This window comes from Devosia sp. MDV22-iso42 (genome assembly GCF_058629155.1).
On sequence record NZ_JBZVWR010000012.1, the window covers coordinates 237,620 to 262,982 of the forward strand.

The 25,363-nt window shown below is 63.8% G+C and carries 24 protein-coding genes; 13 read left to right on the forward strand and 11 right to left on the reverse strand.

Features of this window, described 5'->3' with window-relative positions; translation table 11 throughout:
- Positions 1 to 15 precede the first annotated feature (15 nt).
- On the reverse strand, positions 16 to 3,327 hold the full coding sequence (gene carB / locus AC4NN3_RS16045; RefSeq protein ID WP_491928089.1) for a carbamoyl-phosphate synthase large subunit: 3,312 nt from the start codon (positions 3,325 to 3,327) through the stop codon (positions 16 to 18).
- 378 nt (positions 3,328 to 3,705) lie between these two features.
- On the opposite strand from carB, the gene AC4NN3_RS16050 reads away from it, so the two are divergent.
- The 5 genes from AC4NN3_RS16050 to AC4NN3_RS16070 all read left to right on the forward strand — a co-directional run bounded on the left by AC4NN3_RS16050 (position 3,706) and on the right by AC4NN3_RS16070 (position 9,921).
- A complete protein-coding gene (locus tag AC4NN3_RS16050; RefSeq protein ID WP_491928090.1) occupies positions 3,706 to 5,985 on the forward strand; it encodes a putative bifunctional diguanylate cyclase/phosphodiesterase in 2,280 nt (759 codons plus the stop codon).
- Positions 5,986 to 6,052: 67 nt separating this feature from the next.
- Positions 6,053 to 6,955 (forward strand): amino acid ABC transporter substrate-binding protein, encoded by a 903-nt coding sequence (locus AC4NN3_RS16055; protein ID WP_491928091.1) that lies wholly within the window; start codon positions 6,053 to 6,055, stop codon positions 6,953 to 6,955.
- A 26-nt stretch (positions 6,956 to 6,981) separates the two neighbouring features.
- Positions 6,982 to 7,857, forward strand: a complete 876-nt coding sequence (locus AC4NN3_RS16060) for an amino acid ABC transporter substrate-binding protein (RefSeq protein ID WP_491928092.1) — start codon at positions 6,982 to 6,984, stop codon at positions 7,855 to 7,857.
- 259 nt (positions 7,858 to 8,116) lie between these two features.
- Positions 8,117 to 8,980 carry a flagellar motor stator protein MotA gene (motA, locus tag AC4NN3_RS16065; RefSeq protein ID WP_491928093.1) on the forward strand — a complete coding sequence of 288 codons (864 nt, stop codon included), beginning with the start codon at positions 8,117 to 8,119 and terminating at the stop codon, positions 8,978 to 8,980.
- Positions 8,981 to 9,000: 20 nt separating this feature from the next.
- Positions 9,001 to 9,921 (forward strand): flagellar motor protein MotB, encoded by a 921-nt coding sequence (locus AC4NN3_RS16070; RefSeq protein ID WP_491928094.1) that lies wholly within the window; start codon positions 9,001 to 9,003, stop codon positions 9,919 to 9,921.
- A gap of 3 nt (positions 9,922 to 9,924) precedes the next feature.
- Here the strand turns inward: AC4NN3_RS16070 and clpS are convergent, their stop codons facing one another.
- A complete protein-coding gene (gene clpS / locus AC4NN3_RS16075) occupies positions 9,925 to 10,230 on the reverse strand; it encodes an ATP-dependent Clp protease adapter ClpS (protein ID WP_491928095.1) in 306 nt (101 codons plus the stop codon).
- 94 nt (positions 10,231 to 10,324) lie between these two features.
- Between clpS and AC4NN3_RS16080 the strand changes: the two genes are divergently transcribed.
- Positions 10,325 to 10,498 (forward strand): DUF1328 domain-containing protein, encoded by a 174-nt coding sequence (locus AC4NN3_RS16080; RefSeq protein WP_491928096.1) that lies wholly within the window; start codon positions 10,325 to 10,327, stop codon positions 10,496 to 10,498.
- Positions 10,499 to 10,507: 9 nt separating this feature from the next.
- Here the strand turns inward: AC4NN3_RS16080 and AC4NN3_RS16085 are convergent, their stop codons facing one another.
- Genes AC4NN3_RS16085 through AC4NN3_RS16095 form a run of 3 tightly spaced genes read right to left on the reverse strand, consistent with a single transcriptional unit; the run spans position 10,508 to position 13,316 of the window.
- A complete protein-coding gene (locus AC4NN3_RS16085) occupies positions 10,508 to 10,975 on the reverse strand; it encodes a GNAT family N-acetyltransferase (protein ID WP_491928097.1) in 468 nt (155 codons plus the stop codon).
- 20 nt (positions 10,976 to 10,995) lie between these two features.
- Positions 10,996 to 12,528, reverse strand: a complete 1,533-nt coding sequence (locus AC4NN3_RS16090) for a permease (RefSeq protein ID WP_491928098.1) — start codon at positions 12,526 to 12,528, stop codon at positions 10,996 to 10,998.
- The gene (locus AC4NN3_RS16095; protein WP_491928099.1) at positions 12,525 to 13,316 is read right to left on the reverse strand and encodes an ABC transporter ATP-binding protein; all 792 of its coding nucleotides are present in this window, start codon (positions 13,314 to 13,316) and stop codon (positions 12,525 to 12,527) included. The genes AC4NN3_RS16090 and AC4NN3_RS16095 overlap by 4 nt, the downstream gene beginning before the upstream one ends.
- A gap of 184 nt (positions 13,317 to 13,500) precedes the next feature.
- Here AC4NN3_RS16095 and AC4NN3_RS16100 point away from each other — a divergent pair, with 184 nt between their 5' ends.
- Complete coding sequence (locus AC4NN3_RS16100) at positions 13,501 to 13,701, forward strand: hypothetical protein (protein ID WP_491928100.1); 201 nt, start codon at positions 13,501 to 13,503, stop codon at positions 13,699 to 13,701.
- 114 nt (positions 13,702 to 13,815) lie between these two features.
- Here AC4NN3_RS16100 and AC4NN3_RS16105 read toward each other — a convergent pair whose 3' ends face one another.
- Positions 13,816 to 14,250: an organic hydroperoxide resistance protein gene (locus AC4NN3_RS16105; protein ID WP_491928101.1), complete on the reverse strand. Its 435-nt coding sequence runs from the start codon at positions 14,248 to 14,250 to the stop codon at positions 13,816 to 13,818.
- Between the two features lie 120 nt (positions 14,251 to 14,370).
- Between AC4NN3_RS16105 and AC4NN3_RS16110 the strand changes: the two genes are divergently transcribed.
- Positions 14,371 to 14,817, forward strand: coding sequence for a MarR family winged helix-turn-helix transcriptional regulator (locus AC4NN3_RS16110; protein ID WP_491928102.1), 447 nt, complete (start codon positions 14,371 to 14,373; stop codon positions 14,815 to 14,817).
- On the opposite strand, the gene AC4NN3_RS16115 is transcribed toward AC4NN3_RS16110, so the two are convergent.
- Together AC4NN3_RS16115 and AC4NN3_RS16120 are read right to left on the reverse strand one after the other, a co-directional pair.
- Positions 14,818 to 15,534: a ribonuclease T2 family protein gene (locus AC4NN3_RS16115; protein WP_491928103.1), complete on the reverse strand. Its 717-nt coding sequence runs from the start codon at positions 15,532 to 15,534 to the stop codon at positions 14,818 to 14,820. It abuts the gene before it with no gap.
- Positions 15,535 to 15,585: 51 nt separating this feature from the next.
- Positions 15,586 to 17,562 carry a bifunctional 2',3'-cyclic-nucleotide 2'-phosphodiesterase/3'-nucleotidase gene (locus tag AC4NN3_RS16120; protein ID WP_491928104.1) on the reverse strand — a complete coding sequence of 659 codons (1,977 nt, stop codon included), beginning with the start codon at positions 17,560 to 17,562 and terminating at the stop codon, positions 15,586 to 15,588.
- A gap of 333 nt (positions 17,563 to 17,895) precedes the next feature.
- Between AC4NN3_RS16120 and ypfJ the strand changes: the two genes are divergently transcribed.
- The 3 genes from ypfJ to AC4NN3_RS16135 all read left to right on the forward strand — a co-directional run bounded on the left by ypfJ (position 17,896) and on the right by AC4NN3_RS16135 (position 20,968).
- Positions 17,896 to 18,825, forward strand: coding sequence for a KPN_02809 family neutral zinc metallopeptidase (gene ypfJ / locus AC4NN3_RS16125; protein WP_491928105.1), 930 nt, complete (start codon positions 17,896 to 17,898; stop codon positions 18,823 to 18,825).
- Between the two features lie 93 nt (positions 18,826 to 18,918).
- Complete coding sequence (locus tag AC4NN3_RS16130; protein ID WP_491928106.1) at positions 18,919 to 19,431, forward strand: hypothetical protein; 513 nt, start codon at positions 18,919 to 18,921, stop codon at positions 19,429 to 19,431.
- Positions 19,432 to 19,507: 76 nt separating this feature from the next.
- Positions 19,508 to 20,968 (forward strand): glycosyltransferase family 32 protein, encoded by a 1,461-nt coding sequence (locus tag AC4NN3_RS16135; protein WP_491928107.1) that lies wholly within the window; start codon positions 19,508 to 19,510, stop codon positions 20,966 to 20,968.
- Positions 20,969 to 20,998: 30 nt separating this feature from the next.
- Here the strand turns inward: AC4NN3_RS16135 and carA are convergent, their stop codons facing one another.
- Positions 20,999 to 22,213: a glutamine-hydrolyzing carbamoyl-phosphate synthase small subunit gene (carA, locus tag AC4NN3_RS16140; protein WP_491928108.1), complete on the reverse strand. Its 1,215-nt coding sequence runs from the start codon at positions 22,211 to 22,213 to the stop codon at positions 20,999 to 21,001.
- Between the two features lie 193 nt (positions 22,214 to 22,406).
- Here carA and AC4NN3_RS16145 point away from each other — a divergent pair, with 193 nt between their 5' ends.
- The gene (locus AC4NN3_RS16145) at positions 22,407 to 22,856 is read left to right on the forward strand and encodes a GatB/YqeY domain-containing protein (RefSeq protein WP_491928109.1); all 450 of its coding nucleotides are present in this window, start codon (positions 22,407 to 22,409) and stop codon (positions 22,854 to 22,856) included.
- 12 nt (positions 22,857 to 22,868) lie between these two features.
- On the opposite strand, the gene AC4NN3_RS16150 is transcribed toward AC4NN3_RS16145, so the two are convergent.
- Positions 22,869 to 24,062 (reverse strand): MFS transporter, encoded by a 1,194-nt coding sequence (locus AC4NN3_RS16150; RefSeq protein ID WP_491928110.1) that lies wholly within the window; start codon positions 24,060 to 24,062, stop codon positions 22,869 to 22,871.
- A 176-nt stretch (positions 24,063 to 24,238) separates the two neighbouring features.
- Between AC4NN3_RS16150 and AC4NN3_RS16155 the strand changes: the two genes are divergently transcribed.
- Positions 24,239 to 24,802 carry a DUF308 domain-containing protein gene (locus AC4NN3_RS16155; RefSeq protein WP_491928111.1) on the forward strand — a complete coding sequence of 188 codons (564 nt, stop codon included), beginning with the start codon at positions 24,239 to 24,241 and terminating at the stop codon, positions 24,800 to 24,802.
- 6 nt (positions 24,803 to 24,808) lie between these two features.
- On the opposite strand, the gene AC4NN3_RS16160 is transcribed toward AC4NN3_RS16155, so the two are convergent.
- Positions 24,809 to 25,198, reverse strand: a complete 390-nt coding sequence (locus AC4NN3_RS16160; RefSeq protein WP_491928112.1) for a hypothetical protein — start codon at positions 25,196 to 25,198, stop codon at positions 24,809 to 24,811.
- Positions 25,199 to 25,363 lie beyond the last annotated feature (165 nt).

The following is a 25,363-nucleotide window of genomic DNA, read 5'->3' on the forward strand; positions in this document are numbered from 1 at the left end:
CTCAGGCGGACTGTATCAGTCCGCGAAGTAGCTCTGCAGGGAGCGCACGGTAAGGTTGCCCTTCTGCAGGGCGACGATGCCTTCCACCGCGGCGAGGGCGCCGTCGATGGTGGTGTAATAGGGGATCTTGCCAAACAGGGCGGTGCGCCGGATGTCGCGGCTGTCGCTGATCGACTTCATGCCGTCGGTGGTGTTGATCACCAGCTGCACGCCGCCATTCTTCATCGAATCCACGATGTGTGGACGGCCCTCGAGCACCTTGTTGATCTTGGTGGCGGCAATGCCGTTGTCGACCAGATAGCGCTGGGTGCCGCCGGTCGCCAGGATGGTGAAGCCGCCTTCGACGAGATGGCGGGCCATGTCGACGATGTACTGCTTGTCCTGATCGCGCACCGAGATGAAGACAGCGCCGCTGGTCGGTACCTTGGAGCCGGCACCGATCTGGGACTTGGCAAAGGCCATGGCAAAATCAATGTCGAGGCCGATGACTTCGCCGGTCGACTTCATTTCAGGGCCAAGCACGGTGTCGACGCCGGGGAAGCGGTTGAAGGGGAAGACGGCTTCCTTGACGGCGATGTGCTTGAACTTCTTTTCGACAAGGCCAAAGCTGGCGAGGCTCTCGCCGGCCATGATGCGGCTGGCAATCTTGGCGATCGGCTGGCCAATCACCTTGGCCACGAAAGGCACGGTGCGGCTGGCGCGTGGGTTGACTTCGAGCAGGTAGATAATGCCGTCCTTGAGCGCATATTGCACGTTCATCAGGCCACCGACCTTGAGCGCAAAGGCGAGTTCGGCGGTCTGGCGCTTGAGCTCGGCGATGACCTCGGGGCTCAGATTGCGCGGCGGCAGCGAGCAGGCGCTGTCACCGGAGTGAATGCCGGCCTCTTCGATATGCTCCATGATGCCGGCGACGAAGACGTCCTTGCCGTCGCACAGGCAGTCGACGTCGATTTCGGTGGCGCCGGAGAGATAGGCGTCGAACAGCAGCGGATTGTCCGACAGCACCGAGTTGATCTGGCCGGTCTTGTCATTGGGATAGCGCAGCATGATGTGCGGCGGCACGAGGCCCGTCAGGGTATCCTGCACATAGCGCTCGAACTCGTTGGAGGAGTGCACGATGGCCATGGCCCGGCCGCCCAGCACGTAGGAGGGGCGGATGACCAGCGGGTAGCCGAGGCGTTCGGCGACGATGCGGGCCTGTTCGAGGCTATAGGCAATGCCGTTCTTGGGCTGGGTCAGCTCCAGCCGGTTGAGCAGCTTGGAGAACTGGTCGCGGTCTTCGGCCAGGTCGATGGAGTCCGGCTGGGTACCCAGGATCGGCACACCGGCCTTCTGCACCGCTTCGGCGAGGTTGAGCGGGGTCTGGCCACCGAACTGGACGATGACGCCATGCAGCGTGCCGTTCTGCTTTTCGCGCTCGAGGATCTCGATGACGTCTTCTTCGGTCAGCGGCTCGAAATAGAGGCGATCGGAGGTGTCGTAGTCGGTCGACACGGTTTCCGGGTTGCAGTTGATCATAATGGTTTCATAGCCGGCATCGGCCAGCGCGAAGGCGGCATGGCAGCAGCAGTAGTCGAACTCGATGCCCTGGCCGATACGGTTGGGCCCGCCGCCCAGGATGACCACCTTCTTGCGATCTGAGGGCCGGGACTCGTCGGCTACGGTGCCAGCGAAGGGCACTTCATAGGTCGAGTACATATAGGCCGTCGGCGAGGCAAATTCGGCCGCCGAGGTATCGATGCGCTTGAAGGCCGGTCGGACGTCGAGCGTATGGCGCAGCTTGCGCACATCGGAAGCCTTGAGATTGGCCAGCTGGGCCAGGCGTGGATCGGAAAAACCCATGGCCTTGAGGGCCCGCAGATTGACCGCGTCCTGGGGCAGGCCGAACTCGCGCACCTTGGCTTCCATATCGATGATGCCCTGCATCTGCTCAAGGAACCAGGGATCGATCTTGCAGGCCTCGTGAATGTCTTCAAGGCTCATGCCCAGGCGCATGGCCTCGGCCACGTGCAGCAGGCGGTCAGGTGTCGGGGTGCCGAGCGCAGCCTTGATGGCGTTCTTGTCTTCGCCTTCGCCCAGGCCGGGAATGCCGATCTCGTTGAGGCCGGTCAGGCCGGTTTCGAGGCTGCGCAGCGCCTTCTGCAGGCTTTCCTGGAAGGTGCGGCCGATGGCCATGGCTTCGCCGACCGACTTCATCGAGGTGGTCAGGCGGTTGTCGGCACCGGGGAACTTTTCGAAGGCAAAGCGGGGGATCTTGACGACGACATAGTCGATCGACGGCTCGAAGGAGGCCGGGGTCATGCCGCCGGTAATGTCATTGTCCAGCTCGTCGAGCGTATAGCCGACAGCCAGACGCGCCGCGACCTTGGCAATGGGGAAGCCGGTGGCCTTGGATGCCAGGGCCGAGGAGCGCGACACGCGCGGGTTCATTTCGATGACAACCATGCGGCCATCGGCCGGGTTGATGCCGAACTGCACGTTGGAGCCGCCGGTCTCGACGCCGATCTCGCGCAGCACCGCCAAAGAGGCGTCGCGCATGATCTGGTATTCCTTGTCGGTCAGCGTCAGGGCCGGGGCGACAGTGATGGAGTCGCCGGTATGGACGCCCATCGGATCGATGTTCTCGATCGAGCAGACGATGATGCAGTTGTCGTTCTTGTCGCGGACAACCTCCATCTCGTACTCTTTCCAGCCGAGCACGCTTTCCTCGACCAGCACTTCATTGGTCGGGCTGGCATCGACGCCGCTCTCGACGATGGCGAGGTATTCTTCGCGGTTGTAGGCTATGCCGCCGCCGGTGCCGCCCAGGGTGAAGCTGGGGCGGATGATGCAGGGCAGGCCAATCACTTCGAGCGCCTGCAGCGCCTCGATGGTGTTGTGCGCCAGCATGGAGCGCGGGGTCTCCAGCCCGATCTTCTTCATGGCGTCGCGGAACAGCTCGCGGTCCTCGGCCTTGTCGATGGCCTCGGCGGTGGCACCGATCATCTCGACATTGTATTTTTCCAGGATGCCCATCTTGCGCAGGCTGAGCGCGCAGTTCAGCGCCGTCTGGCCACCCATGGTGGGCAGCAGCGCGTCGGGACGCTCCTTCTCGATGATGCGGGCCACCACTTCGGGGGTGATGGGCTCCATATAGGTGGCGTCGGCCAGGTCCGGATCGGTCATGATCGTCGCCGGGTTCGAGTTGACCAGGATGATGCGGTAGCCCTCTTCCTTGAGCGCCTTGCAGGCCTGGGTGCCGGAATAGTCGAATTCGCAGGCCTGTCCGATAATGATCGGACCCGCACCGATGATGAGGATCGATTTGATGTCGGTACGTTTTGGCATGGGTCTCGCTCGGCTCTAGGACGCGGGGGCCGGGCGGGGAAGAATCACCCGGCGCTCAGGCCACCCGCACCACTCGCGCACGACAACTGGGCGTTGCGGCGCTTGGGGAAGGCTTGGTCGGGGTGGTTAAGTGGGCTGTCTAATGGAGATGGGCGGGAAAGGGAAGGGGTGGAACGGATTGATGTTGTTCCGTCCACCGGCATGCGAGCGGGGCCAAATTCTGCAGCAGGCCGGGGCCCGGTACATTAGCGCACCATTCATCATGGTGACGTTCAGCGCTTGGGCTCAAGGGATCGTAAGCCATTTCCGCCGATAGTGCGGGCAATGCACAATATCGTGCGGCCTCCGGTCGCCGATGGGACGGAAAATGTTCACTGGATGACCCAGACGCCAGATTTTGGCAATGCCGTGGCTGCCAAAGCGACCGATCACCCGGTGGGGACGGGCGATGGATCGCCACGACTGGCGCGCCGGTGGTGGAATTCACTGCTGGGCAAGATCATCACCATTCTGCTGGTCGGGGTGTTCTTCGCCTATGTACTGGGCGCACTGGTCGGCTGGCACATGTTCACCAGCGCGGCGCAGGAAAGCTGGCGGGCACAAGCCAGGACCAATACGCAGATCGCCAGCGCGGCCTTGCGCAATATCTATACCTATATTGCCGTCGATTCCGACTCCAATGGGCAGGTCAACCGCATCGTGACGGAGCGACCGGTCGGCGATGATGCTTCGGTGCTCTATACCGGGTTCAATCCGGGCGACGTGCTGGCGATGATTGGCGCCCAGACCAAGAACGAGGCCTGGATTTTTGGTTTCGATCCAGCCGGCGGCACGTTCGACAGTATCGCGACGACGATGCTGGGTGGCCCGGAACAGCCGGCTTTGCTGGCCGACAATGCCCCCTTGTTCAGCCGTGAAGGAAAGCAGGGTCTGTTCGCGACCGGGCTGACCTATCTGCAGGGCGAGTGGCATTATGTCGGCCTGCTGCCAATCGTCAGGCCGGATGGGACGGTGCTGGGCGCCGTGGTGACCAGCATTGGCCGCGAGCCCGACCTCATGCGGGCCCAGAGCGACCTGGTGCGCAATTCCCTGATCGTGCTGGTGCTGGTGCTGGGCCTGACCAGCACCGTCGGTGTGCTCGTGGCCCGTCGCCTGTTCCTGCCGGTGCCGGCGCTGATCGGCGCGACCCTGCGCATTGCCAGCGAGAAGACCGAGATGGTCACGCCTTTCCAGCATCGCACCGATGAGATCGGCGAGCTGGCCGGGGCGATCGAAACCCTGCGCGAAGCCATGGTCGAGCGCGGCCATCTGCGCGACATCCGGGACATGGCGGTCGATCTGGCGCATATGGCGCACCACGATCCGCTGACGGGCCTGCCGAACCGAGCCCTGCTGATGAGCACGCTGGAAGAGGCGGCAAGAGGGTTGGACGCTGGCCGGCTTTTCAATGTGCTGATGCTGGATCTGGATCGCTTCAAGTCCATCAACGATACGATGGGACATGCCAGCGGCGACAATCTGCTGGTGGCCATCGCCGACCGCCTGGTGGCGGTGCTGGCGCCGGGAGATCTGGTGGCGCGGTTGGGTGGCGATGAATTTGCCATTATCCAGCAGGTCGAACGCAATCCGGCGGTGGAGGCCCGCACGCTGGCGACCAGGCTGCTGGACGCTGTGGCGTCGGGCATCGCCCTGGATGGCCAGGAACTGGTGGTGGGGACCAGTATCGGTATTGCCTGTGCGCCGCTGCATGGTGACGCCGCCAGCGAACTGCTGAAAAAGGCTGACCTGGCGCTCTATCGTTCAAAGGCGTCCGGTCGGGGGCTGTTCAGCTTCTTCCAGAACGGCATGGACATGGCCGTGCAGGACCAGCACGCGCTTGAGCTCGATCTGCGTCTGGCGCTGCAGCGAGACGAGTTCGAAGTGCACTATCAACCCATTGTCAGCCTGGCGACGATGACAACCTGCGGCTTTGAGGCGCTGGTACGCTGGCGGCACCCGCAGCGCGGCCTGGTTCCACCCGACCAGTTCATTCCGCTGGCCGAAGAAACCGGCATGATCGTGCCGCTGGGACAGTGGATCCTGGACCGCGCCTGCCGCGACGCTGCCGGCTGGCCCGATCACTATCGTCTGGCGGTCAATCTCTCGCCGGTGCAGATCCAGAAGGCCGGACTGGCCGACGCCATTGCCCGGGCCCTGCAGGCGTCAGGTCTGCCGGCCGGCCGGCTCGAACTGGAAGTGACGGAAACCGTGGTCCTGGCGGGGGCTGAGAGTATCGACATGCTATGCGCGCTGCAGGCCAGCGGCGTTGGCATCGTGCTCGACGACTTTGGCACCGGCTATGCGTCGCTGAGCAACCTGGTCAGCCTGCCATTCAGCAAGATCAAGATCGACCGCAGCTTCGTGGCCAACCTGACCAGCCAGCAGAACTGCCGCGCCATTGTTGCGGCGATCACCGGACTGGCGCGCGGGCTGGACATGGATGTCACGGCAGAGGGCGTGGAGACCCAGGAGCAGCTGTCGATCCTGCAGGCGGCCGGCTGCACCAATGTGCAGGGCTTCTACTTCTCGCGGCCCTTGCCGGTGGCAGAGCTGGTGCTGGACGACGTGTCCACCGGGGCGCGCGGCTTGAAGGCGAAGCGATCCCGAGGCGCGGTATGATCATGCGGATCTATCCGGTGCAGTACGGGCGGGTTGGGGACGTCGACCACACTGTTGGAGGTAGAGGATGAGACAGCTTGCTCAGGCGTTGGTGCTGGCGCTGGCAGTGGCCATGACCGTGCCGGTGGCGGCAGAATCGACGGCATTGACCGGCACATTGGCCAAGATTGCCGAGACCGGTGGCATCGCCATTGGCTATCGCCAGGGCGAGCCGCCATTCTCGTTCGAGGATGCCGATGGCAGCGTCATCGGCTTTTCGATCGATCTGTGTCAGCGCGTGGTTGACCGCATCCGCACAGAACTGGGCCGCGCCGACATTGTCGTTACCTATGTCGTGGCCACGCCGGCGACCCGGTTCATCCTTGTAAAGACAGGTGCCATTGATCTTGAATGCGCGGCCACCACCAATAATGCAGAGCGTCGGGAGATGGTGGATTTCTCGTTGCCGCATTTTCTGACCGCCACGCATGTGATGTCGCGTCGGGCGGAGAGTATCGAGAGACTGCAGGATCTTGCGGGCCACACCGTTGCGGCGGCCTCGGGCACCGTCAATATCGAACAGTTGAATGCCCTCAACCGGGAGCAGAACCTCAATATTGCGGTTCTCCCGACCAAGAGTACTGCCGAGGCCTTCGATATGGTCGTCGCCGGCAGGGTTTCCGCCTTTGTCACGGACGGCATTCTGCTGGCGGCCAAGATCGCCGAAATGCCTGATCCGACGCTATATGCCCTGTCCAGCTACACCCTCAGCCGGTCCGAGCCTTATGGACTGTTGCTCAGACGGGATGATGACGCCTTCAAGGTCCTGGTCAACGAAACCCTGCGGGCCGTCTATCGCAGCGGCGATATCGATGTGCTGTATGCGAAGTGGTTTACCTCACCCATTCCGCCGAGCGGCATCAATCTCAACCTGCCCATGTCAGCCGACATGGCAGAGGCCTTCAGTGATCCGGTGGAGTACCTGGAATAATGACCAGATCCTGGATGAGAACTATCGTGGCTGCCAGTCTGCTGGTGGCAGGTGCTGTCTGGGCCCGCGCCCAGGCGCCGGAATCCACTTTGGCCCGCATTGCTGAAACCGGCACATTGCGCATCGGCTACAGCCCCGATGCGGCGCCGTTTTCCTATTTGCGGGCCGACGGCAAGGCAATCGGCTATTCCATCGATCTTTGTGAACGCATCGCCCAATTGCTGCAGGTGCAGATGGGTCTGGAAGAGCTCGAGATCGCCTATGTGCGCCGCACGCCGAGCGACCGGGTGGCGCTGCTGCAAGATGGCGAGATGGATATCGAATGCGTTGCCAGCACCAATAATGCGGAGCGGCGCAAAAGCGTGGCGTTCAGCTATCCCCATTTCGTGACGGCGGTGCGTTTTGCCACACTCAGGGCCGGCGGGCCGCGGGTGGTGGCGGACCTCAAGGGCAGGACCGTGGCCTCAACCTCGGGCACGACTGTCATCGGCAAACTCAATGCCACCAGCCGGGAGCAGGGCCTCAACATTGCAGTCATGCCGACGCCGGACCACGAGACCGGGTTTGCCCTGATGGCCACCGGCCGGGTCTCGGCCTTTGTCATGGATGGCATCTTGCTGTCCAATCTGGTGGCCAATGCGGAGCAACCCGAGCTCTATCAGCTGTCGCTGGACACAGTGGGTGCGGCAGAGCCCTACGGCCTGATGATGCGACGCGATGACGTGGCCTTCAAGGACGCCGTCAACGCGGCCCTGATGGAAATCTTCACCAAGGGCGAGATCGGGCCAATATACGACAAGTGGTTCACCATGCCGATCGAGCCCCATGGGATCAACCTGCAGCTGCCGATGTCGGACGAGCTGGCGGCCGTCTTTGAAAATCCGGTCAAAGCAAGTGAATAGCCACGCATGATGAAGTTTGCCTGACAGCAGCTTTCGCAACGAGGGAGGCGGTGGGGATCGCGCATTGCATTGCATTTGGCGACAATTGCGCGCGCCCTGCGGCACTCGATCTCGGTCCGGAGTTACCCGCTGTTAAGGCAAAGCCCTGATAGTGGGGCCAACGGGGTGTCGGGATGCGTCAATTCTGGTCCGGCACTCCCTCGGTTTGGCGCGCAGTCTGTTGCGGCGGTCGACGAGTCAAAGGTGAGAGTTTAGTGCCATGCGGCTGATTGTCGGCATTCTGATCGTTTTCGCCTGTGTCTTTGGCGGATATGCGGCGATGGGCGGGCACCTGGAAGTGCTCTGGCAGCCGTGGGAATACGTGATCATTCTTGGGGCTGCCATCGGCGCCTTCGTCATCGGCAATACCGGCCCGATCATCAAAGGCACACTGGGGTCCATGGCAACGCTGGTGAAGGGGCCGAAGTACAACAAGGCTGCCTATGTCGAACTGCTCGCCATGCAGTTCAGTCTGTACAAGCTGGTCCAGTCCAAGGGCATCCTGGCCTTGGAACCACATATCGAAAATCCGCATGAATCCACGCTGTTTGCGCGGTTTCCAACTTTCGCCAAAAATCACCACGCGGTTGAGTTCGTTTGCGACTATCTGCGCATGGTGACCCTGGGTTCCAACAACGTCCATGAAATGGAAGCGCTGATGGACGAGGAATTGGAGACGCATCACCAGGAGCAGCATCGTCTGGTGGGCGCGGTGCAGGCGCTCGCGGACGGTACGCCGGCCCTGGGCATTGTGGCCGCCGTGCTGGGCGTGATCAAGACGATGGGCGCCATTGCCGAACCGCCTGAAGTGTTGGGCCACATGATCGGCGGCGCGCTGGTGGGTACGTTCTTTGGCGTTTTCGTGGCCTATGGCTTTTTCGGACCTATGGCGCAGTCGCTGGGCAATATGTACCAGGCCGAGTCCAAGTATTTCATGTCGTTGAAAGCAGGTCTGCTGGCCCACATTTCGGGTCAGGTTCCCGTCATGGCGGTCGAGTTTGCCCGCAAAGCGCTGCTGTCGGAAGATCGCCCCAGCTTCAACGAGATCGACGAAGTCATTTCCAACATGCCTGCCACTACCTGACGTTGAAAGAACACTGAATCATGGCCGGGTACGATCAGCCAATCATCATCAAGAAGGTCAAGAAGGCCGCCCATGGTCACCATGGCGGTGCCTGGAAGATTGCCTATGCCGACTTCGTGACGGCGATGATGGCGTTCTTCCTGCTGATGTGGCTGATCAGCATGACCACGCCCGAGCAGAAAGAGGGCCTGGCCGACTATTTTGCGCCATCCAATGTCTCGCTGTCGACCAGTGGATCCGGCGGCATGATGGGCGGGCAAGCGCTCGATGTCACGGGCGCCAAGATGGCGGGCTCTGCCGTCGAGGGCAAGCGCGACATCACCATGACGCCGGAAAGCCAGAGCCACGGCGCACCCAATTCGGAGGCCGGCGGACGCGACGGCGTCAAGGGCGAAGAGGCGGCGCAGGATGGTACAGCCAATGCTGAGCTGAAGGCCGCCAAGGATCGCGAATTCCACAGTGCGGCCGCCAGTATCCGGCAGGCATGGCAGGAACTCCCCGACATTACCAGCATCCAGGACAACCTGTTGCTCGAGGTCACCGAAGAGGGGCTCGACATCCAGATCGTCGACCAGACGGGGCGCGCGATGTTCCCCGAGGGGTCGAAGTATCCGACCGAGGATGCCCGGCAGGCCATCGCCGCACTGGGGCCGATCCTGCAGAGGCTATCCAACCAGATCACCATTTCGGGCCACACGGCGGCCGGCGGTGCCTATAGCAATCCGCGCTACGGTTCGTGGGAACTGTCAAGCGACCGGGCCAATGTGGTACGCGCGCTGCTGGGCGAGTTCGGGCTGTCGGATGACCGGATCAGTTCGGTGATCGGCCGGTCGACCGCCGATCCGTTCTTCCCCAACGACCCCTACCAGGCCGCCAATGAGCGCATCAAGATCACCGTGCTCAATGAAGCACCGCCGGTGCCGGCGGATATGGGGCTATAGCGGCTACTGTTCCGGCTCGGTAGTGAAGAGCAGCGGATAGCCTTCGTTGCGCGCCATCTCGGTGGCGCGGTTGGCCTTTTCCTCGGCGATTTCCCTGGTGAAGACAGCGACCACGCAGGAGCCCTTGGTATGGGCGGTCAGCATGATAACGGAGGCCTGGGCTTCGGGCACCCGGAACTCGGCCTTGAGCAGCCGCACGACAAAGGCGCGGGGCGTAAAATCATCATTGACCAGGATAACCTTGTGCAGCGGCGGGCGCGCGGTCTTGATGGTTGTCTGCGGACGGGTTTTGGTGCCAGTGTCGGCCATGGGGCGTCTCCTGTGCTGCGCAATGGATAGCGGCAGGTGTGGAACACCCGATGATATGGGGCGTTAGGCCCGCAGCGTCAAATGGAGAATCGCCATGCTCAAACTCCTCATCCTGCTGGTTATCATTGCCATAGTTTCCGGCGCCCTGGGCTTTTCCGGGCTGGCCGCCGGCGCGGCATTCCTGGCCAAGATCGTCTTTGCCATCATGCTCATCGGCATCGCGATCCTGGTGGGCATGGTGCTGCTGGGCATTGCCGCGTTCACCTGACCTGAGGCGCTAGAGGGCCAGCTTGAAGCCTTCGTGGCTATTGGCAAAGCCGAGCCGGGCGTAGAAGCGGTGAGCGTCCTTGCGGACCTTGTTGGAGGTCAGCTGGATATAGCTGCAACCGGCTTCGCGGCAGCGTTCGATGGCCCATTGCACCATGGCGGCGCCATGGCCCGTGCCACGCTGGTCGCCGCGGATGTGGACGTTCTCCAGCATGCCGCGCGTCATGCCGAAATTGACCAGACCCGGGATGAAGCTGATCTGCAGGGTGCCGATGACTTCGCCAGCACGTTCGGCCACGATCAGGCGCTGATTGGGATCGGCCACAATCGCCTCGAAGGCGGCCAGGTAGCGGGTATCGTTCAGCGTTTGAGGGTCGAGTGGCGGCGTGTCCGGACCGCGGGCGTCGCCGGCATGGCAGAGCCGGATAATCGTCGCAATATCGTCTGGTCGGGCATCGCGGAAAATTGGCTGGGTCATGGCGGGTCCGATGTGGTGCTTCAGGGCGCCTTGGGGCTGATCAGCCAGGCGATTCCCAGCACCAAAACTGCAATGAAAGCGGGCGCCAGGGCAAGCCATGAGCCGATAGCCAGCAGGGCGCCCGCACCGGCCCACATGATCGACGAAAAGGCCTCGCTCAGCGTTGCCGCGCGGGAGGCGATCTGACGGCGACGGAACATGGACCGCCTGGCGACGACGCGAAACCAGAGCTGGATGGCTGTCGCCGACCCGGCCGACAGGGCGGCGCAGGAGGCGGTGACCATGGCCATCGAGGGCGAGGCGATAGCCAGAAGCAGCAACAGAGGCGCCAGCACGACGGCGATGACGGTCAGCACCGCTTGCACCTTGGCGACCAGCACGGTGCGGGCCGTTATAGGCGCGGTGGCGACCAGATCATGCGCATCCTCGCCGGATATTGCCAGCCATGCCAGGCCGCCGGCCAGCTGGCCCGAAGCCATCACCAATACAGGCACCACGACCACATAGGCGCCGGCATTGCTGCCGAAGTTCATCCACAGCAGCAAAGCAGGCGGGACCAGATAGAGCAGCTGCATCAGGGTCTGCGACATGAGCCAGGGATCGCGCTGCAGCAGGCGCCATTCCTTGGACCGGAGCACCTGACGTTGCGAGGCGGGCCGGAAACTGCGGGTCGGCGCCCGGCGCTGGCTGCGCACGTGGCTGAGCCCGGATGCGGAAATGGCATGATGCCCATAACTGGAGGCGGTGAGCGCGATCATGCCGAGCAAGGCACCCAAGCCGATCGTCATCAGTACGGCAAGGGCAGAGGCGTCGCCGAGCAGGGCCCGAGCCGGCAGCCAGACCGGACTGTCGAGGCCCGGCGCGGCGGCGATGATCTCGGCTGACTGAAACAGGGCGAAGCGCGACATGTTGCCGAAGTGCAGGATGGCCGCGGCCTGAATGCCGATGACAAAGCCGGCGCCGATAATGGCAGCGACGATCTGGGCGATGAGACGGGTGCGCTTGGGGCCGACGAAATGGAACAGGCCAATGGTGACCGCGAGGGCCAGGGCGGTGGCGAGCGCGCCAAGCGCCAGGACAAGGCCATAGGCGCTCAACCAGTTGGGTCCATCGAGCACGGCCAGCATGTTGATCAACGGACTGACGAGAACGGCGGAGAGAGCGGCGGTGGCAAGGGCGACCGAGGCGGTACGGATGGCGAAGAGACGCCGTGAAGAGGCCGGAGACGACAGGATCAGGTCGAGGTCCGAGCGGGCATAGTAGACGCGGGTGATCGATTCCAGGGCCTGCGAGAGCATGACCGTCCAGAACAGCAGGCCACTGCCGGTCAGCATGACGAGGGTGGCCTTGTCGGCAACGACGCCGGCCTTGACCCATGGCGCGACGAGGCCGAAGGCCAGCAGATGCAGCAGGGCGACGACGACGGCGAGAAAGACCGCCAGGCCGATGCCGCGGGACCGACGCCCGCCCGTCAGCATGGCCAGGGTTTCCCGCCAGGCCAGGGTCAGCTCGTGGCGGGCAAACCAGGCCAGCGATGCCGGAGCCAGTGTCATGCCGCGGTGACGCCTTCCGCCGTTGCGTCCTGGGCGACGATGTCGAGGAAGATATCCTCCAGGCTGGATTGCCTTCCCATGCGCTGGCGCAGCTCGGCCAGGGTGCCCTCGGCAACCAGTCGTCCATCGGCGATGACCCCGATGCGTTCGGCCATGCGTTCGGCGACCTCCAGGATATGGGTCGTCATGATGACCGTGACGCCGGACCGGACCTTGTCGAGCAGCACATCCTTGACCTGCCGGGCCGAACCGGCGTCAAGGCCGGTAAGGGGTTCGTCCAGAATGATCAGCTTGGGGTCGTGCACCAGGGCGCCGGCCAGGGCGACCTTTTGCAGCATGCCCTTGGAGAAGGCGCCGCACAGCTCATTGGCATGGGGGCGCAGACCCAGCCAGTCGATCAGGGTGTCGGCCTTTTCCTGGGCCGTGGTGGCGTCGATCTGCCAGAGGCCGGCGACGAATTGCAGATATTCCAGCGGCGTCAGCCGGTCGTAGACCATGGGCTCGTCTGAGACCCAGGCGGTGATGGCCTTGGCGGCGACGGGATGGCGGCGGGCATCGATGCCAAAGATAGAAATGTCGCCCGAGTCAGGCTGCAAGAGGCCCGCGACCATGCGCAGGATGGTGGTCTTGCCAGCACCATTGGGGCCGAGCAGGGCGTAGAATTCGCCAGCGCGGACAGTCAGATCGAGGGCGTTGACCACCGGGCGGTCGAAGCGCTTGCTCAAGCCGGTGATCGAGAGGGCAGGGATGGTCATGAACTGCTCCGCAAATCCTTGAGCGGCCACCATAGGACGGGCCGCCTTTCGGCGCGATAAACGGGCGAGCGCAAGTTTTGCCTTTGCAGCACGGTTTGCATGGTGCCGCCCGCCTGTCGCGCCGGGATCGGCTGCGGAAAGGCGGGCAATCCAGGCTATCGCTGGAACCCGATGACGTGTCGGCCGTTGTGTCCCCCACAGATTTGGAGAAGACATAATGGCACCCGTAGAACGTGAGACAGTAGTTGTGGACCGCAATGGTGGTGGCGCCGGTGGTGTAATCATCGGCGTCGTCTTGGCGGTCGTGCTGCTGGTGGTCGGTTACCTGGTCTTTTTCAACAATAATGGCGGCGGTGGCGGGACCCTGGATGTGGATATTCCAGCGGTCAGCGTCGACGTAACGCCCGACGGGCAGTAAATACCGCTCCGCACCCACAAGGGCGTCCACTTCGGTGGGCGCCTTTTTTTTGTGGCCGCGGTTACAGCCGTCCGGTCAATGCCGGGCGGCTGCTTGATCATGGTTAACCGAAGGTTAAGCGACGGTCAGCTTGACGTCGACATTGCCACGGGTGGCGTTGGAATAGGGGCAGACCGTGTGGGCCTTTTCAACGAGGGCAACAGCGGCAGCATGATCCATGCCGGGGATGGTCACCTTGAGTTCGACGGCGATGTTGAAGCCGACGGCGCCCTCATTGGCGTTTTCGCCGAAGGAGACGCTGGCGTCGATGGTGGTCTCGTCGGGCACCTTGATCTTGTCGCCGCGGGCAACGGCCTTGATGGCGCCGAGGAAGCACGCGGAATAGCCGACGGCGAACAGCTGCTCGGGATTGGTACCCGGACCGTCATTGCCGCCCATCGCCTTGGGGGTGTCGAGGGTCACCGAGAGACGATCGTCATCGGTCTTGCTGGTGCCGGTACGGCCGCCGGTGGTGTGGGCGTGGGCGGTATAGATGGGGGACTTTATCATGGCAGAACTCCTTGGTCGGCATTCAATGTCCATTCAATAGCGCGCAATTCAATTGCACGCAATAAAAAAATCTGCGATAGACTTGAGCCATAGGCTGATCACGCGGTGGCGGTGAAGACGATGGCGCAAGGCGACGAACTCAAACTGGACTCCATGCTGTGCTTTGCCGTCTATGCGGCGGGGCATGCCTTTACCCGGTTCTACAAGCCCCGCCTCGATGCCCTGGGCCTCACCTATCCGCAGTACCTGGTGTTCCTGGTGCTCTGGGAAAAAGATGATCTCACGGTCAAGGCGCTGGGAGACAGATTGTTCCTTGATTCCGGCACGATCACGCCGCTGGTCAAGCGGCTGGAAGCGCGCGGCCTGGTGCGGCGGGAGCGAGACTGGGTCGATGAGCGGCAGGTGCGGATTCTGTTGACCGAGGCGGGCAGGGCGCTGCGGGCGCAGGCACTGGCGATTCCGCTGGCGGTGGGCACGGCGCTGGGCGGGGATGTCGCGGCGGGCGCGGCGATGCGCGAGGGCCTGCAGCAATTGCGCCAGCGGCTCGATGCAGCGCTGGCCTCGTAGCTATTGCAGGCCTACCGGATCGACGATGCCGCCGGTGCAGCCGCCGTCGGTGGGACGGGCGTCGAGCAGGCGGTCAGCAAAACTGTCGGGACCGTCGATATCGCCGGTGAGGCCGATGGTCAGTTCATTGATCAGGCGGCGATTGCCATCCTCGATGCACGATAGCCGTACGCGCTCTCCGGCGCCCGGGCCGAATGATGTATCGAAGGCGGCGCGGATCTCGGCCTGCGTCAGAGACTGGCCAACCGCGCCGGCGAATAGCGTGGCGACGGCGCTGGCATTGATGGCCTCGAGCATGGCCAGGGAGTCGGCGAAATAGGCTTGGGCATCGCCGTCATAGCAGGTGCCGTGCTTGACCCATTCATGGCGTTCCAGACCAGACTGGGTTCCGGGCATGGCCTCGGCCAGGGACTGGGTCAGATCGGCTGATAGGATAGGCGCCGGCAGGTCCTGCCAGTCGCCTTCCTCGTCGGTGCGCACGGTGTCGGCATCGACACCGCAATAGTCACGCGAGCGCGGCTGCGGCCAGAGGCCGTGCAGGGCAAAATTGCTGGCGTCGAAGCGCTCCGGGGTCTGGCTTTCGCATTCCGGGCGGTCTGGCCGCGTTTCGCAGAAGGCGGGCTGCCAGCTGATGGCCAGCACATATTGGGTGCGCTCCTGCGCCAAAGTTGGCGCGCATGAAGCGGTGAGCAGCAACACCGTAGCGGCAAGACGCATTTTTCATTCCCTCCCCAGAGAAAGCGGGGCGGCCGTGGCCGCCCCGGGTGATCAGAGCGTGATGCGATAGAGGCCGAAACCGTCGGCATTGGTTTCACCCGTGGCCTCGATCTTGATCGCCGTCACGTCATCGAGGTGCTCTGCCGCCTTGGGTCCGGTGGCAAACAGCACGGTGGTGTCACCAATGGGAGCCAGCGACCAGTTGCTGTCGGCCTTGGGATCGATGGTGCCCTGCTCGATGATGTAGCGGACGATTAGGTCGCGATTGGTGTCGGGACCCTTGAAGACGATGACGCTGGAATCGATGCCGGGGAAAGTGCCGCCGCCACCGGCGCGATAGTTGTTGGTGGCCACGACGAATCTGGCCGCCGGATCGATCGGCGCGCCATCAACCATGAGGTCGATGATGCGGTTGGCATCGGGGTTGAGCACTTCCTTGCCGTCAGACGAGTATTTCGACGGCTGGGTGAGGTCGATCTGGTAGGTGACGCCGTCGATGACGTCATAGTTGTAGGAGGGGAAGTCCGGGTTGATCAGCTCGGCATCGACCGCGCCCTTTTCGATCTGGTTGAAGATGCCGGCCGAGCGTTCGAGCCAGTTCTTCACGTCAGCGCCGGTGATGACCACGGCCTGGATGGTGTTGGGATAGAGGTAGAGATCGGCGACGTTCTTGATGGCGACGGGACCGACCGGGACGTCGGTATAGTATTCCGGGCCGCCACGGCCGCCGGCCTTGAAGGGAGCGGCAGCCGAGAGGATGGGCAGGCCTTCCCATTCGGTGCCGGCCATCATCTGGGCGATGTACCAGGTCTGGGCCTGGCTGACGATCTGCACGGAGGGATCATCGGCGACCAGGGCAAAATAGGAGTAGAGCGGCGCGGCGGTTTCGCCGACGGCGCGGCGGATATAGTCGAGGGTTTCATCATGCTCGGTCTGGGCGGCAGCGATCACCTCGGCCTCGTCTTCGACCAGCGGGGAAACCTTGCCCTCGACGCGCTCGGAGATGGGCCGGGCCTCGGACGTGTGCGAGGCAATGGCCCACTTGCCGTCGGCATCCTGCTCGAGCAGCAGGTCGATCAGGCCCATATGGCTGCCCCAGAAGCCGGCCATTACGGCAGGCTTGCCGTTGAGGGTGCCGGCGGTGACGTCCGCACCCTCGACGTCTTCATAGTCGGGGCCGGGGAAGACGAGATGCTGGTGGCCAGTGAGGACCACGTCCACGCCCTCAACAGCGGCCAGCTGCAGCGAGGCGTTTTCGGCACCGGAAGTCTGGTCCGCGGCAATGCCGGAATGTGACAGGGCGACAATGATGTCGGCGCCTTCTTCGCGCATGCGGGGCACATAGGCCTGGGCGGTTTCAACGATGTCGCGGGTATTGACCTTGCCGGTCAGGTGGGTGGCGTCCCAGGTCATGATCTGGGGCGGCAGGAAGCCGATCAGGCCGACCTTGATGGTGCGGGTCGTGCCCGAACCGTCGACCAGCTCCTTTTCGACGATCAGATAGGGCTTGATATAGGTGGTGTCGTCGAGCGGCGTGGCAGCGAGGTCACCGCGCACCAGATTGGCGGAAACGAAGGGGAATTCAGCACCGGCCAGGGCCTGGTCGAGGAATTCGAGGCCGTAGTTGAATTCGTGATTGCCCAGGGTGGCGGCGTCATAGCCCAGCGTGTTCATCGCGGCGATGATGGGGTGCACATTGCCGTCGAGGCCCTTTTCATAGGCCATGTAGTCACCCATGGGATTGCCCTGGATGATGTCACCATTGTCGATCAGCATGGAATTGCCGGCCTCGGCACGGATCGCTTCGATGATCGCGGCCGTACGGGCCAGGCCCATCGTGTCATTGGGGGCATCGGCATAATAGTCATAGGCAAAGACCGCGACATGCAGATCGGTGGTCTCGAGGATGCGCAGATGGGCCTGGTTGGACTGGGCCATGGCGGCGAAAGGGTGCATGGCGGCCATGGCTCCGAGGCTGGCCGAACCGGCGAGGAAAGTGCGCCGCGAAATCTTGGGCAGGAAATTCATTGATCGTCTCCCTGAAACTGCAATGCATGAATGGGGTGTCCGGGGGCGCTTTGCTCCCAAACTGCCGAAGCGCAGTCCGGCCGGTGGCGCCCGAGGGGCGCAGACATGCTCATGCCGTCAGGACGTGACGCGCGAATGACGACGTCGGGAAAGCTAGGGAATTTTGATCGGCTGGTCAATTTGTGACACCGGGCAGGCAAGGACGCAGCGCGGTCGCCGAACCGGACGGTTGAGGATGGACAGGTAAATCGTGCCGCAGGACAAAGCGGGCGGAACGGTTTGCTTTGGCAGCCCTTGTTGCTAGGAACATCAATCCACGGAGAATTGAACACCATGAAATGGCGCGGTCGGGAGCAGAGCTCGAATATTGAAGACCGGCGCAGCCAGGGCGGCAGCCGCATGGGCGGCAGTCCATTCGGCAGCGGCGGGGGCTTTCGCATGCCCACGGGCGGCGGTGGCCGTGGTCGCGGCGGCATGGGCAGCCTGATCGGCATTGTCGTGGTGCTGGGCCTGATCTGGCTGGTGACGGGACAGAACCCCATCGACATGCTGACGGGCACGGGCAGCAGCACGACCAGCAGCAGCGCCAGCCGATCATCAAGCCAGGTGCCGGCCAGTGCCGAAGAAGAGGAGCTGGTCGACTTTGTCGGCGTGGTGATCAAGGAAACCGAGGACATGTGGACCGAGGTCTTCGCGGCGCAGAACGAGGATTATCCCGAGCCACCGGTGGTGCTGTTTTCGGGGCAGACCGATACGGCCTGCGGCCTGGCCGATGCGGCGACAGGGCCGTTCTACTGCCCGGGCGATGCCAAGGTCTATATCGACCTGAGCTTTTACGACGAGCTGCGCCAGCAGTTCGGGGCGCCGGGCGATTTCGCCCAAGCCTATGTGCTGGCCCATGAGGTGGGTCACCATATCCAGAACATTACCGGCGTGCTGCCCGACTTCAACCAGCGCCGCGCCAGCATGAGCGCAGAGGAGGCCAATGCCTATTCAGTGCGGGTCGAGCTGCAGGCCGACTGCTATGCCGGGGTGTGGGCCAATTATGCCGGCCAGGAAGACCTGCTCGACGACGGGGATATCGAAGAGGCGCTGAACGCGGCCAACCAGATCGGCGACGATACGCTGCAGAAGCGCATGCAGGGCTTTGCCGTGCCCAAGACGTTCAACCATGGCACCTCGGCGCAGCGCAAGGCCTGGTTCGAGCGCGGCTATGTGTCGGGCAATCCGGGCGATTGCGACACGTTTTCGGGCAATGTCTAGGTTTTGACAGCGGCCGCCGGGGCAGGCTCCAGCGGCCGGCATTTGAACGGATCGGTGGCCTGCCGCGTTGCGTGAGCAACCACAGGAGCATCCATGTCCGGCAATCTGGCCCATTTGTCGCTTGAATTTTTTACCGATGACGGGCGCTTTGCCAATAGCCGGCAACCCGTGGTGATCTACAGGCAGGCACTCGCGCCGGACGCGACCTCAGCCGAGGCGATGGAACAGCTGTTTGACGGCAATGGCTGGCCCAGCCAGTGGCGCTCGGGCGTCTATGACTATCATCACTATCATTCGACAGCCCATGAGGCGCTGGGGATTGCGCGCGGCTCGGCCCGGCTGATGCTGGGCGGACCGGCGGGACGCGAATTTGCCGTGACCGCGGGCGATGTGGTGGTTCTGCCGGCGGGTACGGCGCATCGGCGCCTGTCGGCCAGCGACGATTTCCTGGTGGTCGGTGCCTATCCGCCGGGCCAGGACTGGGACCTGCTGCGCGGCGAGGCGGGCGAACGGCCGGCTGCGGACGAGGCCATTGCCGCGGTGCCGCTGCCAGTGACCGACCCGGTAGGCGGGGCCGGTGGGGCCGTGCTGGAGAAGTGGGCCTGACACAGTCGGGTGGTGGACAAGCGGGACGCGGCGGGCGATAGCGCTGGGTAAGATTGTCCCAGCGAGCCGCGCGTCCATGATCCCGCCCATCCTGCATTTCACCTGGAAGACCACCGAGCTGCCGCGCGAAATGGCAGACTATTACGGCAAGTGGCAGAAGCTGCATCCGGGCTGGGACATCAGGCTGTGGACCGACCAGAGCATGCGGGCATTCGTGGCAGAGGCCTATCCCGACTTCCTCGCCATCTATGACAGCTATCCCAAGATGATCCAGCGGGCGGACGCTTTCCGCTATCTGGTGCTGGGCAAAATGGGCGGGATCTATGCCGATCTCGATGTCGAGCCGTTCGCGGCGATGACGCCGCTGCTCGAGCACGATGCCTTTCTCGGCATCGAGCCGCTCGAGCACATCTTTCCCGACCGCATCCATCAGGGCGTGCCGTTCCTGCTGACCAATGCCTTTATGGGCTCGGTGCCCAACCATGCCCTGTGGCAGGCGGTGATTGCGGCGCTGCCCAGGTTGGTAGGGCAGGAGACTTTCTACGCCACGGGGCCGTCGATGATCACGGCAATGGTGCTGCGCCTGCCGGTGGACCAGCGGCCAGTGCTGCTGCTGCCCGAGGTGTGGTCGCCGCTGCTGTCCAATGGGCGGCGGACGCGCAGCGATGACCGGGCACGGGAAATGCTGACGTCAGTGGGACAGGTGCTCGATGCGGGTGCGGTGGGGCGGCTGGTGTCGCATAAATGGATGACCACCTGGGTGCCCTGGCACATGCGGGCCAATCAATGGGTCGAGGTGCTGCAGGTGCCGACGGTAATCAAGTGGTGGTGGCGGGCGCGACGGCATCCCGAACTGGCGGCGCTGGCGATTCCGGATCCGATCACGCCCTATCTCGACCAGACGCCGGCGCCGCTGAACGAGTATCCCAGGGTGCATGTGGCAGTGCGGCTGGACGCAGGGGAGATCGATCCCACCCTGGCGCAGGCGCTGGCCGGGCTGGATTATCCGGCCGACAAGCTGAGTCTGTCGCGCCATGCCGAGGCGGCGGGGGCGGCTGGGCTCAATGGCCTGCTGGCGGCGCGGCCGAAGGACGCCGACTATGTGCTGGTGGTGGATGGGCGCGTGCGCGACGTGCCGGCCGATGCGTTGATCCGCATGCTCGAAGCAAGGCGGCCGGTGGTGGCGGCCAGTTGCGTGGATGCAGCGGGGCACAATGCCGATGCGGGGGTGTTTCGCTACCGGCATGGCGGTAGTTTCAAGGTGCTCTACAAAGATGGCGCGGCCGAAGGCGCCCTGCGGGGGGACCCGGCGCACCGGGTTTTTCTCACCGAGCAGAAGGTGTTCACCGTCCTGCCGCTGGACGGGGTGGGGGAGAGCTTTGTGCTCATTCACCGCGACGTGCTGGCGGCGGGGGTGGGCTTTGCCGAGGCGCCGTACAAGCTGCATGGCGGCGGCGAGGGCCTGGGCATCATGGCGCGGGACCGGGGTTTTGAAGTGGCGGGGTTGCCGCAGCTCGAAGTGGTGCGCGCCGGCTAGAGAAAAGGCGCCTTGCGGCGCCTTTTTTGATCAGTCGGCCATGGCCGTCGGCGCGACATATTCGGGCCGGGTCGGCACACCATTCTGGGTGCGGACATGGTTGAGGAAGCGCGTGAACAGGTAGTGGCTGTCGCGCGGGCCGGGGCTGGCCTCGGGGTGGTACTGCACCGAAAAGATCGGCTTGCCATCGACGCTGAGGCCGGCATTGGACTGATCGAACAGCGAGATATGGGTCTCGGTGACGCCCTTGGGCAGGCTGGCCTTGTCGACGGCAAAGCCGTGGTTCATCGAGGTGATCTCGACCTTGCCGGTGGTCAGGTCCTTGACCGGATGGTTGGCGCCGTGATGGCCCTGGTGCATCTTGGAGGTGGTGGCGCCCAAAGCCAGGCCGAGCAGCTGATGACCGAGGCAGATGCCGAAGACCGGCTTGCCGGTCTCCAGCAGGGTCTGGATGGTGGGCACGGCATAGACGCCGGTGGCCGCCGGATCGCCGGGGCCATTGGACAGGAAAATGCCGTCGGGCTGATGGGCCATGATCTCTTCGGCCGTAGCGGTGGCCGGCACGACGGTGACGCGGGCGCCCTGACCGGCCAGGCAGCGCAGGATATTGCGCTTGGCGCCGTAGTCGATGGCCACGACGTGGAATTCGGGATTGTCCAGCGTGCCATAGCCCTCGTTCCAGACCCAGCCGGTCTGGTCCCACTTATAGGTCTGGGCGGTGGTAACTTCCTTGGCGAGATCGAGACCTTCAAGGCCAGGGAAAGCCTTGAGTTCGGCCTGGATCGAGGGCTCGTCGAAATGACCGTCCTCGGCATGGGCGATGACGCCGTTGGGCATGCCGTGCTCGCGGATCAGGGCGGTCAAGGCGCGGGTGTCGATGCCGGTAATGCCGATGATGTTGCGCTTCTTGAGCCAGGCGTCGAGCTTTTCGGCGGCGCGATAGTTGGACGGGTTGGTGATGTCGGCCTTGAGCACGACGCCGCGGACGCCAGACAGGGCGGCCATGTTGACCGTCTCGATGTCTTCGTCATTGGCGCCGACATTGCCGATATGGGGGAAGGTGAAGGTGATGATCTGGCCGGCATAGGATGGATCGGTTAGCACTTCCTGGTAGCCGGTCATGGCGGTGTTGAAGCACACTTCGCCGGCGGCATGGCCCACGGCCCCGATGCCGCGGCCTTCCAGGCGCGTACCGTCGGCAAGAATGAGCACTGCGGTCGCGGGGGATTGCTGCCAGCCGGTCACGGTGGGCCTCCAAAGTTGGTTTCAGGTGTTCGCACGGCCACCGAAAAGCTGTGCAGCTTTTCCTGACCCGCGCATCCGACGATGTCGATTGAGGCCTCCTATTAGAAGCCTCGTCGCCGTGGCGCAAGTGGCGGCGCAGGTTGATTGTGCCTATATGGGACCAGAAAACCACACAACAAGAGGATGAGACCCCATGCGCGAACAGTTCAGCGAAGGCCTCAAGACGGCGCTCAAGGCGCGCGACCAGCGCCGCACAGCGACGCTGCGGGCCATTACCGCGGCGATCCAGGACAAGGATATTGCCATCCGCCAGGAGAATCGCGGGCCGGCAACCAATGAGGAAATCCTCGCCATCGTGCAGAAGATGGTCAAGCAGCGCGAGGAGAGCTTTGCCATCTATGCCCAGGCCGGGCGCGCCGACCTGGCGACGGTGGAAAAGGAAGAGATCGACATCCTCAACGAGTTCCTGCCCAAGGGGCTGACCGAAGAAGAGGTCGAGGCCGCCATCCAGGCCGCCATTGCCACGACCGGGGCCGAGGGCGCCAAGGACATGGGCAAGGTGATTGCCCAGCTCAAGCAGGACTATCCGGGCCGGATCGATTTCGGCAAGGCGAGCGGCAAGGTGCGCGCGGCGCTGGCCTGACTGCTTGCCGGACTATTGCGCTGCCACCGCGTCGGCTGGAACCGGCGGGGTGCCGGGGCTGCGCTGCTCCCAGAGGTGGGAGAGAATCGCGATCAGGGTGGCCAGCACCACGGTGACGGTGCCGATCAGGGGCAGAGCGCGGTAGCCGAGGCCAGCGGCCACCATGCTGCCGCCCAGCACGGCGCCGATGGCGATGCCGATATTGAAGCCGGTGGGGATGAGCGAGGAGGCCAGGTTGGGCGCGTCGGCGGCCCAGGCCAGGATGCGCGACTGCACCGGCGAGCCGAAGGCGAAGTTGATGCCGCCCCAGAGCACGACCATGACGGCCATGGCAACCGGCTGCGGCGCGACCAGGTAGAGGGCGGTATAGGTCACCGCCTGCAGGCAGAGGATGACGATGAGCGAGGGCATCAGGCGCCAGTCGGCGAGGCGACCGCCGATGAAGACGCCGATGGTGGCGCCGACGCCATAGAGCAGCAGGATCAAGGGCACGGTATTGACGCCCAGCCCGGTCACCTCGCGCAATAATGGGGCGATATAGGTGAACAGGCTATATTGGCCGATCATCACCAGCATGACGATGAACAGCGAGGTGACGATCTGCTGGCGGGCCAGGGCCTTGAACTCGCGGCGGAAGCTGCCGCTGGTCGAAGCGGCGCCGGCGGTGGGCGGCAAGGCGACGGCGATGATCAGCGTGGCCACCAGGCCCAGGGCGCCGACGGCCCAGAAGGTGGCGCGCCAGCCAAAGGCATTGCCGATGGCAGTGCCGCCGGGGACGCCCAGAATATTGGAGACGGTGAGACCCGACAGGATGAGGGCGACGGCAAAGCCGCGCTTGTCCTGCGGCACCAGGTTGAAGGCCACGACGGCGGCAATGCCGAAATAGGTGCCGTGCGCGACCGAGACGATGACGCGGGCCAGCATCAGCCATTCAAAGCTCGGGGCCAGGGCGCACAGGGCCTGACCCAGGGTGAAGACAGCGCCGAGTGCGAGAATCAGCGCCTTGCGGGAGATCTTCTTGGTGGCGACGGCGACAATCGGACCGCCAATGGCGATGCCGATGGCATAGCCGGTGACCAGAAAGCCGGCGACGGGAATGGTGATGCCGAGGCCCTCGGCCACCTCGGGCAAGACGCCCGCGATGACGAATTCGGCCGTGCCAAAGGCAAAGGCGGCGAGGAAGAGGGCAATCAGCGGCAGGGACATGGCACAAACCGCCAAAGGCGGGCCTCATTGGATGTCGTCTCAAACCACAGCCCCGCCGCCGCAGCAATCAACAAATTGCTCGTATCGCTATAGAAAAGCTGTAACGATGACCCCACGGGCGGGGGCCCGGCTGACGGCGCAGCGATTGCGGCGCTGCAGTGTTCGAGGAGGCAGATATGACGGTATCGGGTAATACCAAACGGCGCTTTGCGCTGGCAACGGCGCTGCGCGGGGTCTTCATGCTGCTGGCGGGGCTCTATGCGGTGATCTGGCCGACCGAGGCGCTGACCGTGCTGGTGCTGGCCGGCGGCATCCTGCTGGCGATCGATGGCGTGCTGGGCCTGTGGAGCCTGACCTTTGGCGGCGGCAGGAGCGGCAATTACTGGTTCGACGTCGCCAGCAATGCGCTGTCGCTGCTGCTGGGCGTGCTGATCCTGATCAGCCCGCTGCTGGCAACGATCTTCACGGTGACGGTGATGGCCACGCTGGTGGGCATCGTGGCGCTGGTGGTCGGGGTGATGCAGATCGTGGTCATAACCCGCGAGCGCGAGCACTATGCGCGGATCTGGCCGGTGGTGCTGTCGGGCATCTCCTATGTCCTGCTCGGCCTGCTGTTCCTGTTCTTTCCGCTGCTGACCGCCTCGATCGGGGTTATCTTTGGCGGCGTACTGCTGATCATGTTCTCGTTCGGCCTGTTTGGCTGGGCCTGGCGCCTCTATCAGCGCAGCAAGGCGGCCTGATCAGCCTCAGCGATAGATGACGGCGACGCCGGCAACGGCGTCGTCCTGGCGATAGATCTCGGCGCCGGGCGGGATGATGAGTTCGATATTGCCGAAGCCATCCCAGCGCGGCGCCAGATCGGCGTCGGCACCGATCGAGACGAAGCTGGCGGCGTCGAAGGGGACTTCTTCGCCCGGCGGCACCAGCGCGGCCTGCATGTTGGGTGACGTGTCGCCGCAGGCCCGGGAGAAAGTGACGAGGTCGAACTGACCATCCGGCGCGGTGGCGCGCGTATGTTCGGTGACGGTGCAATCCGGAACCGTGCCGAGCAGCACCCAGAGCACCATGCCGATCGCGAGGGTAGGGCCGACCGTCAGACTCAGCAAAACAGCCAGGGGCATCTTGTTGCGGGCCATGCGCTTTCCTCAGTCAAGACAGGTCACGCGGCGGCAAAGCCGTCACACCGTGCATTGTTATGCCATGCCGGCGGCATTGGTCCAGCGACGGGTTCGGCTGTGGCGGATGGTCCTGACGGTGACCAACGGAAGCGGGGATAATCCCGCGCGATGTTGGTGACTTCG

Coding starts and splice junctions, on each gene's coding strand:
- carB (WP_491928089.1), bottom strand. CDS start 3,327: ATGCCAAAACGTACCGACATCAAATCGATCCTCATCATCGGTGCGGGT.
- AC4NN3_RS16050 (WP_491928090.1), top strand. CDS start 3,706: ATGACCCAGACGCCAGATTTTGGCAATGCCGTGGCTGCCAAAGCGACC.
- AC4NN3_RS16055 (WP_491928091.1), top strand. CDS start 6,053: ATGAGACAGCTTGCTCAGGCGTTGGTGCTGGCGCTGGCAGTGGCCATG.
- motA (WP_491928093.1), top strand. CDS start 8,117: ATGCGGCTGATTGTCGGCATTCTGATCGTTTTCGCCTGTGTCTTTGGC.
- AC4NN3_RS16070 (WP_491928094.1), top strand. CDS start 9,001: ATGGCCGGGTACGATCAGCCAATCATCATCAAGAAGGTCAAGAAGGCC.
- clpS (WP_491928095.1), bottom strand. CDS start 10,230: ATGGCCGACACTGGCACCAAAACCCGTCCGCAGACAACCATCAAGACC.
- AC4NN3_RS16080 (WP_491928096.1), top strand. CDS start 10,325: ATGCTCAAACTCCTCATCCTGCTGGTTATCATTGCCATAGTTTCCGGC.
- AC4NN3_RS16085 (WP_491928097.1), bottom strand. CDS start 10,975: ATGACCCAGCCAATTTTCCGCGATGCCCGACCAGACGATATTGCGACG.
- AC4NN3_RS16090 (WP_491928098.1), bottom strand. CDS start 12,528: ATGACACTGGCTCCGGCATCGCTGGCCTGGTTTGCCCGCCACGAGCTG.
- AC4NN3_RS16095 (WP_491928099.1), bottom strand. CDS start 13,316: ATGGTGGCCGCTCAAGGATTTGCGGAGCAGTTCATGACCATCCCTGCC.
- AC4NN3_RS16100 (WP_491928100.1), top strand. CDS start 13,501: ATGGCACCCGTAGAACGTGAGACAGTAGTTGTGGACCGCAATGGTGGT.
- AC4NN3_RS16105 (WP_491928101.1), bottom strand. CDS start 14,250: ATGATAAAGTCCCCCATCTATACCGCCCACGCCCACACCACCGGCGGC.
- AC4NN3_RS16110 (WP_491928102.1), top strand. CDS start 14,371: ATGGCGCAAGGCGACGAACTCAAACTGGACTCCATGCTGTGCTTTGCC.
- AC4NN3_RS16115 (WP_491928103.1), bottom strand. CDS start 15,534: ATGCGTCTTGCCGCTACGGTGTTGCTGCTCACCGCTTCATGCGCGCCA.
- AC4NN3_RS16120 (WP_491928104.1), bottom strand. CDS start 17,562: ATGAATTTCCTGCCCAAGATTTCGCGGCGCACTTTCCTCGCCGGTTCG.
- ypfJ (WP_491928105.1), top strand. CDS start 17,896: ATGAAATGGCGCGGTCGGGAGCAGAGCTCGAATATTGAAGACCGGCGC.
- AC4NN3_RS16130 (WP_491928106.1), top strand. CDS start 18,919: ATGTCCGGCAATCTGGCCCATTTGTCGCTTGAATTTTTTACCGATGAC.
- AC4NN3_RS16135 (WP_491928107.1), top strand. CDS start 19,508: ATGATCCCGCCCATCCTGCATTTCACCTGGAAGACCACCGAGCTGCCG.
- AC4NN3_RS16145 (WP_491928109.1), top strand. CDS start 22,407: ATGCGCGAACAGTTCAGCGAAGGCCTCAAGACGGCGCTCAAGGCGCGC.
- AC4NN3_RS16150 (WP_491928110.1), bottom strand. CDS start 24,062: ATGTCCCTGCCGCTGATTGCCCTCTTCCTCGCCGCCTTTGCCTTTGGC.
- AC4NN3_RS16155 (WP_491928111.1), top strand. CDS start 24,239: ATGACGGTATCGGGTAATACCAAACGGCGCTTTGCGCTGGCAACGGCG.
- AC4NN3_RS16160 (WP_491928112.1), bottom strand. CDS start 25,198: ATGGCCCGCAACAAGATGCCCCTGGCTGTTTTGCTGAGTCTGACGGTC.